This window comes from Acinetobacter sp. GQ146 (assembly GCF_059758585.1).
This window is the reverse complement of sequence record NZ_JCAXDV010000009.1, coordinates 86,983-98,732: the sequence shown is the minus strand read 5'-3', so window position 1 is coordinate 98,732 and position 11,750 is coordinate 86,983. Positions and strand designations below refer to the sequence as shown.

Annotated in this window: 13 protein-coding genes; 8 read left to right on the top strand and 5 right to left on the bottom strand. The window is 43.6% G+C overall.

Going from position 1 to position 11,750, the window contains the following annotated elements:
- The first annotated feature begins 175 nt into the window (after nucleotides 1-175).
- On the top strand, nucleotides 176-610 hold the full coding sequence (gene mscL, locus AC6CHI_RS14100; RefSeq protein ID WP_458893266.1) for a large conductance mechanosensitive channel protein MscL: 435 nt from the start codon (nucleotides 176-178) through the stop codon (nucleotides 608-610).
- A gap of 127 nt (nucleotides 611-737) precedes the next feature.
- Nucleotides 738-1,070: a gamma-glutamylcyclotransferase family protein gene (locus AC6CHI_RS14095; protein ID WP_498122016.1), complete on the top strand. Its 333-nt coding sequence runs from the start codon at nucleotides 738-740 to the stop codon at nucleotides 1,068-1,070.
- Nucleotides 1,071-1,122: 52 nt separating this feature from the next.
- On the opposite strand, the gene AC6CHI_RS14090 is transcribed toward AC6CHI_RS14095, so the two are convergent.
- Together AC6CHI_RS14090 and mutM are read right to left on the bottom strand one after the other, a co-directional pair.
- Nucleotides 1,123-1,407 carry a peptidylprolyl isomerase gene (locus tag AC6CHI_RS14090; RefSeq protein WP_458893264.1) on the bottom strand — a complete coding sequence of 95 codons (285 nt, stop codon included), beginning with the start codon at nucleotides 1,405-1,407 and terminating at the stop codon, nucleotides 1,123-1,125.
- Nucleotides 1,404-2,249 carry a bifunctional DNA-formamidopyrimidine glycosylase/DNA-(apurinic or apyrimidinic site) lyase gene (mutM, locus tag AC6CHI_RS14085; RefSeq protein WP_498122014.1) on the bottom strand — a complete coding sequence of 282 codons (846 nt, stop codon included), beginning with the start codon at nucleotides 2,247-2,249 and terminating at the stop codon, nucleotides 1,404-1,406. The genes AC6CHI_RS14090 and mutM overlap by 4 nt, the downstream gene beginning before the upstream one ends.
- A 192-nt stretch (nucleotides 2,250-2,441) precedes the next feature.
- Between mutM and AC6CHI_RS14080 the strand changes: the two genes are divergently transcribed.
- Nucleotides 2,442-3,551, top strand: a complete 1,110-nt coding sequence (locus tag AC6CHI_RS14080) for an NADH:flavin oxidoreductase/NADH oxidase (RefSeq protein WP_458893262.1) — start codon at nucleotides 2,442-2,444, stop codon at nucleotides 3,549-3,551.
- Nucleotides 3,552-3,645: 94 nt separating this feature from the next.
- Nucleotides 3,646-4,569: an AEC family transporter gene (locus AC6CHI_RS14075; protein ID WP_498122012.1), complete on the top strand. Its 924-nt coding sequence runs from the start codon at nucleotides 3,646-3,648 to the stop codon at nucleotides 4,567-4,569.
- Between the two features lie 84 nt (nucleotides 4,570-4,653).
- Here the strand turns inward: AC6CHI_RS14075 and AC6CHI_RS14070 are convergent, their stop codons facing one another.
- Both AC6CHI_RS14070 and AC6CHI_RS14065 read right to left on the bottom strand, forming a co-directional pair.
- On the bottom strand, nucleotides 4,654-5,457 hold the full coding sequence (locus AC6CHI_RS14070; protein WP_498122010.1) for a tetratricopeptide repeat protein: 804 nt from the start codon (nucleotides 5,455-5,457) through the stop codon (nucleotides 4,654-4,656).
- Nucleotides 5,458-5,717: 260 nt separating this feature from the next.
- The gene (locus tag AC6CHI_RS14065) at nucleotides 5,718-5,912 is read right to left on the bottom strand and encodes a hypothetical protein (RefSeq protein ID WP_458893259.1); all 195 of its coding nucleotides are present in this window, start codon (nucleotides 5,910-5,912) and stop codon (nucleotides 5,718-5,720) included.
- 476 nt (nucleotides 5,913-6,388) lie between these two features.
- Here AC6CHI_RS14065 and sbmA point away from each other — a divergent pair, with 476 nt between their 5' ends.
- The 4 genes from sbmA (at nucleotide 6,389) to AC6CHI_RS14045 (ending at nucleotide 10,945) form a co-directional block, all read left to right on the top strand.
- Nucleotides 6,389-7,582 (top strand): peptide antibiotic transporter SbmA, encoded by a 1,194-nt coding sequence (gene sbmA / locus AC6CHI_RS14060; protein ID WP_498122008.1) that lies wholly within the window; start codon nucleotides 6,389-6,391, stop codon nucleotides 7,580-7,582.
- A gap of 126 nt (nucleotides 7,583-7,708) precedes the next feature.
- Complete coding sequence (locus AC6CHI_RS14055; RefSeq protein WP_498122006.1) at nucleotides 7,709-8,791, top strand: DUF1176 domain-containing protein; 1,083 nt, start codon at nucleotides 7,709-7,711, stop codon at nucleotides 8,789-8,791.
- A gap of 366 nt (nucleotides 8,792-9,157) precedes the next feature.
- The gene (locus AC6CHI_RS14050) at nucleotides 9,158-10,039 is read left to right on the top strand and encodes a hypothetical protein (protein ID WP_498122079.1); all 882 of its coding nucleotides are present in this window, start codon (nucleotides 9,158-9,160) and stop codon (nucleotides 10,037-10,039) included.
- A gap of 78 nt (nucleotides 10,040-10,117) precedes the next feature.
- Nucleotides 10,118-10,945 carry a hypothetical protein gene (locus tag AC6CHI_RS14045; protein WP_498122004.1) on the top strand — a complete coding sequence of 276 codons (828 nt, stop codon included), beginning with the start codon at nucleotides 10,118-10,120 and terminating at the stop codon, nucleotides 10,943-10,945.
- Nucleotides 10,946-11,022: 77 nt separating this feature from the next.
- Here AC6CHI_RS14045 and AC6CHI_RS14040 read toward each other — a convergent pair whose 3' ends face one another.
- Nucleotides 11,023-11,601 (bottom strand): DJ-1/PfpI family protein, encoded by a 579-nt coding sequence (locus tag AC6CHI_RS14040; RefSeq protein WP_498122002.1) that lies wholly within the window; start codon nucleotides 11,599-11,601, stop codon nucleotides 11,023-11,025.
- Nucleotides 11,602-11,750: the final 149 nt, after the last annotated feature.

Here is an 11,750-nt window from a genome sequence, read left to right as displayed (position 1 = left end):
ATTCTTATCTTTGGATGATAAAAGCCGCTAAATTCATTTAGCGGCTTTTTTTTGTATAAGTTATTCTAAAAAACATTCGAAAAAGCAAAAAAACCAAGTAAATTAGAAGGAAATACATATACATAATGTATACTTCGTCACATAAATGCAAGTCAAAGAAGAACTGGAGATTTAAATGAGTATTGTACAAGAGTTTCGCGAATTTGCAGTCAAAGGCAACATGATTGACCTCGCTGTGGGTGTCATTATTGGTGGGGCATTCGGTAAAATTGTCGATTCATTGGTCAAAGATATTATTATGCCTTTAATCACGGTCATTACAGGTGGCGGTGTGGATTTTACGCAGAAATTCATTGTCTTGGGGGATAATCCGAACAATTTACAATCTTTGGATGAACTGACCAAAGCTGGTGTGAATGTACTGACTTATGGTAATTTTTTAACGGTTGCGATTAATTTCATTATTCTGGCGTGGGTGGTGTTTTTAATGGTGAAAATGTTGAATCGTATGCGCCGTAAACAAGAAGCCGCTGCGGCTGAACCAGCACCAACGCCTGAAGATATTCAATTGTTACGTGAAATTCGTGATCAGTTGAAAAATAAATCTTAATTTAAAAAAAGATAAAACGGCATGTCAGTTGCCGTTTTTTTATGCCTGAGAATTGATTGAAAGGGCTTTTTTTTGTGCAATTTTCCCATTAAGATGCGCGCAGTTTCAGTTGAGCGATGAATGTTGGATGAATCGATTATTTGTCTATGGGACTTTACGCCCGAATCATGAAAATGCCCATATCCTAGAGCGAATTGGTGAAGGAACATGGCAAAAAGGCTATGTGAATGGCGTGGTACATATTTTGGATTGGGGACCCGATCAAGGTTTGCCTGCGATTGTTCTTGATCAAAATGCACCCAAAGTGGAAGGTTATTTCTTTAGTACTGAGAAACTGACTGAACACTGGGCAGATTTGGATGATTTTGAAGGCATACAATACCAGCGTGTCCCTGTACAGGTTGAACTTGAGTCGGGTGAGCAGACTGAGGCCTGGATTTACCAGATGAAAGCGGCATAATCGATGCTTTGAGAAGTGCCTAATCATCAATCAGGCACTTCTGGTTAGCATCTTAAAATGCCATACGGAATTTAATTTCTACCAAATGAAAACCGAACTGGCTTTTAATTGGGCCATGCAATACATGTTCAGCAGCACTAAATACCAATTTATCAATCACAGGCACTAATTGTCCTTTTTTAACTTCGCCCAATTCTCCACCGCGTTTAGCCGAGTTACAGGTTGAATATTGTTTTGCAATTTTGGCAAAATCGGCACCATCTAAAATCTTCTTTTTTAACTGGTCGGCTAAGTCTTTATCTTTGACCAGAATATGTCGAACAATGGCTGTTTTCATTTGATCTTACCTCGCTTGATCGCTGTTGATGTTGGTTTCAAGGGTTGGCATTGAGGGCAGAAGACACTGGCACGTTGTCCCAGTTTCAAATTTTCCAGTGTGGTTTCACAGTTCACACACATTTCGCCTGCGCGTCCATAGGCCAATAAGGTCTGCTGGAAATAACCATTTTCCCCCATGGCATTACTATAATCCCGTAGGGTTGACCCCCCCAGTTGAATGGCTTGTTGTAAAATCCGCTTAATTTCAACCACCAATTGCTGAATTTGCATTGTGGTTAAGCTAGAGGCCTGTTGCGCAGGGTGAATCCCTAAATTGAACAGGCTCTCGGTCGCATAAATATTGCCCACACCAACCACAACATGATTATCCATTACTGCAACTTTTATGCCGACCTGTTTGTTTTTTAGTTTTTGAGTTAAATATTCGGCATTAAACGCGTCACTTAAGGGTTCAGGTCCTAAAGGGGCAAGCAATTTCGCTTCAGTTTCAGTGTCCCACCACAAGATGCAGCCGAAGCGACGCGGGTCGTGGTAGCGTAATTGCATATCATCAAATTGAATAATCAAATGATCATGCTTGCGTTGATCTGCTGTTGCTTCACAGAGCCGGAAACTTCCCGACATGCCTAAATGCCACAACATCCGATCTTGTTCAAATTCTGCCAGAATGTATTTTGAGCGCCGGGTTAATTTCAGCAGCTTTTGCCCTTGCAGGCGTTGAATGTCGGCAGGAATAGGCCAACGTAAGCGAGACTCATGCACGGTAACGGCTTGGACAGTTTGCCCAATTAAGGGCAGTAGGCTGGTTTTAGTGGTTTCGACTTCAGGTAATTCGGGCATGGGCTTTAAAACAACAGATCAAAGACAACTAGGCTAATATTGGGCTGATGAGCAAGGATTGCAAGTGTTTTAAAGCCAACTGTGCTGCCGAATGACAGCAGTTCGCCAAGAATATATAAAAAGAATATTTGCAGCTGGGCTTTAATCTGTATAACGTGAGAAGTCACGGAAATTTTATGGATGAAGCAGCAGATGTCCCGTTTATTTCAGCCGATTGAGTTTGGTTCTTTAGCCCTAAAAAATCGCATTGTGATTGCTCCGATGTGCCAATATTCGGCTAACGAGCAGGGTGAATTAAGTTATTGGCACGAACAGCAATGGGCAAACTATGCCTTGTCGGGTGCTGGGCTGTGTATCGTCGAGGCCACTGCGGTACAGGCAGAAGGGCGCATTAGCTTTGCGGATTTAGGTCTCTGGAACGATCAGCAACGCGATCACATGCAGCAACTGTTGCAGAAAGTGCGTAGTCTGTCGCCTATGCCTTTTGCTATTCAGTTGGCTCATGCGGGGCGTAAAGCATCGACGGACAAGCCTTGGTTAGGTCGTGGTCAAATTCCGCCAGCACACGTGCATGGCTGGCAAACTGTTTCGGCCAGTGACGTTGCATTTAATCCGCAAGATATTGCGCCACATGCCTTATCCATTTCAGAGTTAAAACAGGTTCAACAGGACTTTGCGAATGCCGCCAAACGAGCGGTTGCAGCAGGATTTGATTTAATTGAGTTGCATGCAGCACATGGATATTTGTTGCATCAATTCCTGTCGCCATTGGCGAATCAGCGTCAGGACGAATATGGTGGAGAATTTGAAAATCGTATCCGTATGACGCTAGAAACCTTACAAGCCATGCTGGATAGCGTTCCGCAGGGTTATCCAATTGGTGTGCGACTCTCTGCTCAAGACTGGTTTGATGGCGGCTGGACGCTGGCAGAAACGGTTGAACTGTCTAAACGCCTAGAGCAATTAGGAGCCGTGTATATTCACGTTTCCAGTGGTGGACTGCACGTCGAGCAAGCCATTCAAATTGGTGCAAATTATCAAGTTCCATTTGCCCAAGCCGTTAAGCAGGCGGTAGATATTCCCGTGATTGCAGTCGGTTTGATTACTGAGGCACAGCAGGCTGAGCAGGTCTTGCAACATGAACAGGCCGATGCGATTGGATTGGCGCGAGCCATGCTGTATGACCCGCGTTGGCCTTGGCATGCTGCGGCAGAACTGGGCGAAACTCTAGAAATTGCACCGCAATATTTGCGTTGTCAGCCTCATCAACTGAAGCAATTGTTTAAACCTTTTGCGAATTAAGCGGGCTTACTGTAAAACCGACCAATCGCATGTAGATCTATATAGAAAAGAATGAGGACGTGATTTTTAGGCAGCAACCCTGCGGAGCGAATGTATGGTTTTGAGTATTATTTTACCTATTCTCTTGCTGGTGTTGTTGGGGTTTGCCTGTGTTAAGGGTGGATTAATTCTGCCCGACCAGATCAAAGCCCTAAGTGCCTTTGTGATTAAAGTGTCCTTACCTGCATTTTTATTACATGCGTTGGCGAGTCGCAATCTGCAGGAAATTTGGCATCCCAGTTATTTTATTGCTTATGGAGGTGGTTCTTTACTGCTCTTCATTGTTGCTTTTGCCGTGTATCGCCATTATTTTCAGCATCGCCTAACGGCTTCTGCTGTCATGGCGATGGGGGCTTCCATGTCGAATACCGGCTTTATTGGGACTGCAATTTTAACCATGTTGATTGGGCAACATGCGGCCATTTATATTTCTCTGACTTTGATTATCGAAAATCTGGTGATTGTTGCCTTGGTGCTGCTGATTGCAGAGGCTGGCTTGCAGCAGGGAAGTGTAAAGCAGGTCGCTGGCTCTACACTGATCAATTTACTGAAAAATCCTGTCATTTTAGCGATCATTTTGGGCATGGGCTGCGTACTGCTCGAACTCCGCTTGCCCAATGCCCTCAATCAGATTTTAGAGATGTTGGGGAAAACGGCCTCTCCGATTGCCCTGTTTGTGATTGGTGGTAGTCTGGTCGGAATTGGCTTAAAAGCCGTCGATCTCCAAAGCCTTCTTTTAGTGTTGTTCAAAATTGTCTTGATGCCGCTGACCATATTTGGATTGTTGTCGGTGTTGCCGAATGTAAGTCGGGAAATGCTATATGCGGGCACGTTACTGGCAGCATTACCAATGCCGATTGCCTTTGGGATTTTTGGACAAACCTATGGGCTGAATGAAAAAGCACTGACACCATTAATGCTGAGCACCCTGTGTGGCTTTGCAGTGATGAGTGCGCTGATTGCATTTTGGTGGTATTAAAATAGCATCCTTAAATGCTAAAAAATCACACTCAGCAAGTTTAGGCTGAGTGTGATGTATAGGGGGAATGCGACTGGTACAGCTTTAGCTTTTTTTCGCTGTTTTACTCGGGGCTTTTGCCTGTTCAGCCATCATTTTTTCCACAACAGCCAGTGATTCTTGGGCTTGAGGTACATTTTCTTGCGCTAAAGCAGAAAAGATTTTTTTCGCTTCAGGCAAGTTTTGCGGCACGATGTTGCCATTGGTAAACATATTGCCCACCGCCATTAACGCAGGAATATAGCCTTTTTTTGCTAAATCTTGGATGCTGGCAAGTCCTTGCTTAATCGGGGCTTCATCTTTGTTTTTAAAACCGGTACTGATGTCATACAGGGCTTTGGCATGCATGGCTTGGAAATTGCCTTTTTTAATTAAAGGATCCAGCTTTTGTAGGGCTAATTTATCTGAGGCTGCCGTGTTTTCAGAAAACAGTAAAACAGCTAAATCTACGGTTGCATCGCTAAAGCCTTGTGCTGAGGCTTTTTCAAGATATTGTTTGGCTTTGGCGGTGTCTTGTTTTAAGCCGAGGGAACCCGCCAAATAATTTTTACCCAAGACATAGTTGGCTACGGGATAGCCTTTATTGGCAGATTGCTGATACAACTGAAGCGCTTTCTTTTCATCTTTGGTGCTGCCTTGACCTGTTTGAGTTAAATAGGCCAAATTGTAGAGCGCTTGTGCATTGCCTGCTTTCCCCAGTTTTTCTAAGGCTTGATAGGCGCCAGTCATATTGTTGGCTTTCACCATCTCTTCAACTTGCACAAAGGCAGGATCAATTTTGGATTGAGTTTCGGCTAGTGCAAATTGAGAAGATACAGCGATTAGACCAGCAAGAATTATTTTTTTCATGATTAAAACCTTATACAAACATGCACACAATTCCGTCTGTGTGTCGGGACAGAAACATTTCCATAATAGGTTGAATTGTTCGAATGTAAATATGGGATTTGTGTATTGTGAATAAATAAATCACTCTCGTAATCGATTTACATAGATAGATTCGATCAAGCGCATTAGAGGTGAGTTGGGCGAGCAAAACATCTCCATATACAGGATATGGAGAGGGAGCAGCAGAAAAATATCGTCTTTCAGAGCAGATGCATGAGGCTTTAAAGTTTACGCCAAGTCACATCTTCATCATTTAAGTCAACAGTAAAACTGAATTTATGATCATCCCGAACCAGTAATGAGGTCGGTGTTTTCATCAGCACTTTCAGGACTGTGCCTTCATCAAAAACCTTCGGCACATGATCATCTTTTTCTAAAGTCACAGGTTGAATCAATTCGATGACAAAAGACTCCATATTTTTCTCCTTATATATTGAGTTTGTATTGTGGCAATAGTGTAGCATTCATTGTGGAGTGTATTTATCGCTCTTTATCTGAATGGTGAATTGGGTCATAAAATCTCTCGGTCAGAGAGCGAACCTGGATTTATCGTATAAAAACCAAAATTTTATGCCAAACGTTCAAATTTTTTCAGAAAAAGCCTATTAAAGTCGAAATATAGAGCGAGATAAAAAGCAGGAATATAACAATTGTGTAACTTTAGCGGGCTGTTTTTCGCATTTTAGACCGATAGTCGGGGTTAAGCTGAAAATGGCTAAAATTAGCGGATTGATCCACTAAAGCATGCAGGTAAATGAGAATTGTTTGCATAAGTGAGTGATTCAAATAAAGAAAAGTACAAATATATGTAAAAGTTCGTACCCGAAATTACACATTTAAGATTAGTATTCCAAAGATATTCATTCCAATAATTCAAGGATTTTCGGGTTCGATGTTTAAATCATTTTTTCCAAATCCCAAATGGTTTTTCCTTTCTGTACTGATCTGGTCAGTGGTTAATGTAATCCTGTGGTATACGGGAGGGAGTACTTGGGGAAGTGCCATTGGATGGCCACAGGGATATGCAACTGCCGAATTACCAATTGGTGTGAGTCGGTTCTGGTCACCCTCATTCTTATGGTTTTACCTCTGGTTTTTTGTGTCCACCACACTTTTTGCTATGTTCTGGAAATTTTTTTCCGACAACAAATGGCAACGCTGGTCGATTTGGGGCTCAGCCTTTATTCTGTTTAATATCTGGTTCGGCGTCCAAGTCAGTGTTGCCATTAATGCCTGGTATGGTCCGTTTTGGGACTTAATTCAAAAAATGCTGGGCAGTGGCGGTGATATTAAAGACCTGTACCTGGGCACGTTGACCTTTTTGTATATTGCCATGGTGGCAGTCACCTTTGCGGTGGTCAATTCTTTTTTTACCAGCCATTATGTATTCCGTTGGCGTACTGCCATGAACGAATATTATACCGAGCATTGGGAGCGGTTACGCCAGATTGAAGGGGCTTCGCAGCGTGTACAGGAAGACACCATGCGCTTTGCCACCATCATGGAAGACTTAGGGGTAGAGCTGATCAAGGCCGTGATGGTATTGGTGGCATTCTTACCAATTCTGTTTGAACTCTCCAAACATGTGCCAGTATTGCCTTTAGTCGGTGAATTGAAGCATTCATTGGTCTGGGCTTCGATTATCTGGGCCATTTTCGGGACGGTGTTATTGATGCTGGTGGGCAGTAAACTCCCTGGTTTGGAATTTAATAATCAAAAGGTAGAAGCGGCTTATCGTAAAGAGTTGGTGTATGGCGAAGACCATGCCGATCGTGCGCAACCTGCAACCCTGACGGAATTGTTTAGCCGAGTTCGTCAAAACTATTTCCGCCTTTACTTTCATTATGCCTATTTTAATTTAGTGGCCACGTGGTATCGACAACTCGATATTTTATATAGCTTGGTGGTGCTGTTCCCATCCATTGCCGCAGGCACCATGACCTTAGGTCTCGTGAACCAGATTGGAAATGTATTTGATAAAGTTCGTGAATCATTTCAATATTTGATTATGTCTTGGAAAACCATTATTGAACTGCTGTCGATTTATAAGCGTCTTAAAGCGTTTGAGTCTATTTTACACGACTAACACTTCTCGCACTGTCATGTTAAAACCTGCTGCGGCAGGTTTTTTCTTGATCAGTGGCTACAAAGCGCACTTAAAAAAACGCTAAACTCGCTTTAACTGAGGGCAATAACTAAAAGTGAATGCATCATGAAATTTATTCCAACGCTGATATCCAGCAGCCTGTTGAGTGTGGTGAGTGCCTCTGTGATCGCGCAAGATCTCAAAGGAATGTCTTTTTATCATCAAGACTGGGAGATGTATTGCAGCAATACTGGGACCTGTCGTGCCGCAGGTTATCAAGATGATTCAGGCAGTGAAGTTGATCCTGCATCATTATTATTGACGCGTCAGGCCGGAGCCAAACAAGCGCTTAAAGCCGAGTTTGCCTTGGGGAGTTTTGAGCATGACCGTCTGCCAGCGCAACAACTGCAAAATATTCATTTTTATCTGAATGGTCGTGACTTGGGGGCAGTTCGGATTGATGGGCGTGAAGTACCGTTGATGGGAACATTATCTGCCGCGCAAGTTCAGGCGCTACTTCAAGTGGCTGGCAAAAATGCCAAGATTGAGTTTAAAAATCAGCATTACCATTGGCAAATTTCCGATGCAGGCATGACCGCCACACTCTTAAAAATGGATGATTTTCAAGGACGTGTCGGCACAGTTGGCGCTTTAATTAAAACCGGGCAGAACAGTGAGGCAAAAGTCTTGTCCGCAGTCCCCCCTTTACAGGTGCAAGCAGTCAAAACAGCCAATACTCCGTACTTAACCTTGACCCCCAAACAGGCAAAGTATTCCAACCTGTATCAGACCTTAATTACAGCACAACCCAAAGGCGATGAAGTTTCTGAAGGATTCTGTGAGGGCATTTATCAGGACGGTGAGGTCGAATCTCAAGCCATTGAAGTGTATAAACTGAGTGGGCAGAAAGTGCTGGTCAGTACATTGTGTTGGCGTGCCGCCTATAACGAAGGTTATGGCATGTGGGTCATGGATGCGAGTTTAAAAGGCCCCGCCACCTTTGTGACGGAAACGGCTTCTGACTTTAGTGAAGGCCGCATCCACAGTGCACAAAAAGGACGAGGTATTGGTGACTGCTGGAGTATTGCGGAATGGGTCTGGAATGGGCAACGGTTTGTTCAGACGCAGGACCGCTGGACAGGCATGTGTAAAGGTCTGGCGGCTGGCGGTGTATGGAATCTGGATAAAATTGAGGCCGTGGTTCAGTAATTGCTTGCTGAGGATTCTTGTTCAACACAGTGTGATGCCCCATTGCTCATTGCACTGTGTGAGCAACTGGATTCTGCTGATTGAAATTTAACTGCTACCACAACTATCTTTTGGATTTGTTAATTAAATCAAATAACTAGGCTAAAATTAGGTTTAATTTGCATAAACCTGAATATATTTGATTTCAATTGGGTAAATTTTTAAAAATGAATAATAAAATCAGTAGTCTATGTTTGTTATTTTATTTTTTTTGCGATATTTTTAAACAATAAAAAAATTATTGAGAAAAAAGACGTGAATTTACAAGCATTGATCTTGATTGGGGTGGCAGGAATCGTGGTGCAAGGCTGTAGTCATTTGGGGGGAATGAGTGCAGATTCAATCGGTAAATATGCGACACCACAGGTATTGATTGATCAGAAACAGCTGAATGCAGCGGATGGTTCTGGCAAAGAATATGTCTATGACTGGGGAAATGAGCAAAACTCGAGTGAACCACAGGCGCTTTATCCGCGTAAATATTTAGGCAATTACTGTCATGCCAAAGGTGGAAAATTTGCCTTGTTGTATAAAAGTAATATGAGTTTGGTTAAAGAGCAGGCGCAAAAAAAACGCCTAAATGCACACAGTAATGTTAAACAAGGCATCGGGGCTTATCAGTGTGTCTTGCCTGATGCGCGCTGGATTGTTTCCATCGAGCCTACCGCTGAGAATAAATTGGACTCGAATGCGAAAGCACGGGTGGTGCGCTTGCAGACCCGAATTTTAAGCCTAGAAGAAGCGAAGCAGTTGTATCGAAATACGGGCTCAAATGTTTCGGAAAAAAAGTCCAATAAAACCACCACAGCGAAAGCCAATAAGCTTGAAGTGAAGGAAGCCGAGAATAAAAAAGACAGTGAAAAAAAGAAAGACAGCAAAGCCGAACCAGTCGCGGCTTCTGTAGTGGAAACTCCGCAGCAACAACAGTTAAAAGCCTATGTCGCGGCACGCCGTGATTTAAGTAAAGGCAAAAATCAGCTGAATGCCTGTAATAATGCGCAACGTGCCTATAACTATGGCAAATTGACTGGCACCAATGCCAATGTCTATACCGATTCAGGCATGCTCGTTGCACGCTGTTTAACCAGTGTGCCTGCATACCGCAGCCGGTTCTCAAATCCGAAAGGACAGGCCAATAAAATTCTGCAAAACCTTGCCAGTAACTATAATCATGCAGGGGCAAAACGCATGTTGGCTCAGGGCAAATGAGTTTATCGTCGTAAAGAGTGAATCCCGACTGCGTATGCTCTCAGCTAGCACCTTAGATGGGTAAATAGGAAGAATGAGATGAGCAGTACTACGCAGAACGCCGTTTATTTTGCAGGGCCCTTATTAGAACAGGAAGTCGGGGAGTCTGTGCTTGATATCCGAAAAACCCCATACTTTTATAATGATGCAGGCCGACCCAGCTATCTCGCTTGCTTACCCGATCAAGTTGAAGTGCTTCGTTTGGCAGCAGAAAGTGCTAGCCATAAAGGTCAAGTTTATCGGGTACCCCGCAGTCTAGGCAGCAAGGATAATGCCCCCTATGGCCTAGAGACACAACTTGAATTTGAAGGTTCGCAGTTTGAGTTTGAAGCACTATGGGCAACTCGCGAAAATGCCGCAGCGTTTGGTTTTACCTTGGTGGAAGCTGGACAAGCGATAGAGATTCAAAGTCCGGTGACCACACTGTCGCAGATTGAATATGACTACGGTATGTGGGCAAGTTACTGGTGTCCTTATTTGGATGCTGGCAAACCTACGGGCAGTGGCAAAACCTTATTTCCTTTTATTTGCACCGATTTAGAACATCATGATTTTCCGCATGTTTTCGCATCTACCGATGAAAGCTTGCCGCTTGTGATTAGCGTGGCGCGTTATTGGCCTAAGCGCAAGAAAATCTATTTGGCTGATTTATGGATACCTGTCGGTTCGGCACTGTATTTGCCACCGCAGCCCGCTCATACAGAACGTGAATATATCAACTTGCACAATAACCGAAATTCGGCACATGCCTGTTGGGGCAATCAACAGCAAACCCAATTAAAAACCCATACTTTATTACAAAATCAGGGCGGCTATTTCTATTGGTATTGGAACCAATCTCCGACCATCCATCATCAGTTATCTTGAATCAATTCGATCAATACAGGGTTGAGTTCCATCGATTCGGTTTGGAACACAACCCTGTTTGCTTTAACGAAAATGTATTAAATCTGAATGTGCGCGCCTAAGACTTTAACAAACTGCGCCAGCCACGCGGGATGTGCCGGCCATGCAGGGGCGGTAACCAAGTGCCCATCCGTCACGGCTTCAGTGACGGCAATATCGGCATATTCACCTCCAGCCAGTTTGACTTCTGCCGCACAGGCAGGGTAAGCCGAACAGGTACGTCCTTTGAGCACATTTGCTGCAGCTAAAATTTGCGCGCCGTGACACACAGCAGCAATTGGTTTCTTGGCTGCATCAAACTCCTGCACAATTTCAATCACGCGAGCATTCATACGTAAATATTCTGGTGCTCGTCCACCGGGAATAAGCAAACCGACATAATCTGCCGTATTCACGGCATCAAAATCATAGTTAATGGCAAAGTTATGTCCACGTTTTTCACTATAGGTTTGTTCGCCTTCAAAGTCGTGAATGGCAGTGGCAATGCTGTCACCCGCTTTTTTATCGGGGCAGACCGCATGTACGTTATAGCCGAGTCCTGTCAGGAACTGAAACGGCACCATGGTTTCATAGTCTTCGGCATAGTCACCGACCAGCATGAGTATTTGTTTGGACATGGTTTTCCCTCGGTGTTGTTATGTATGGATGGTTTTTAAATCAACTTAGCATAGACCGATGTCAGGGTTAAGTTGCCATTTGTTGTCTTTAGTCGTAACTAAAAATATTGCATTCAGGTTTTAAAAATTCAAAGAGATTCATGTTGGAG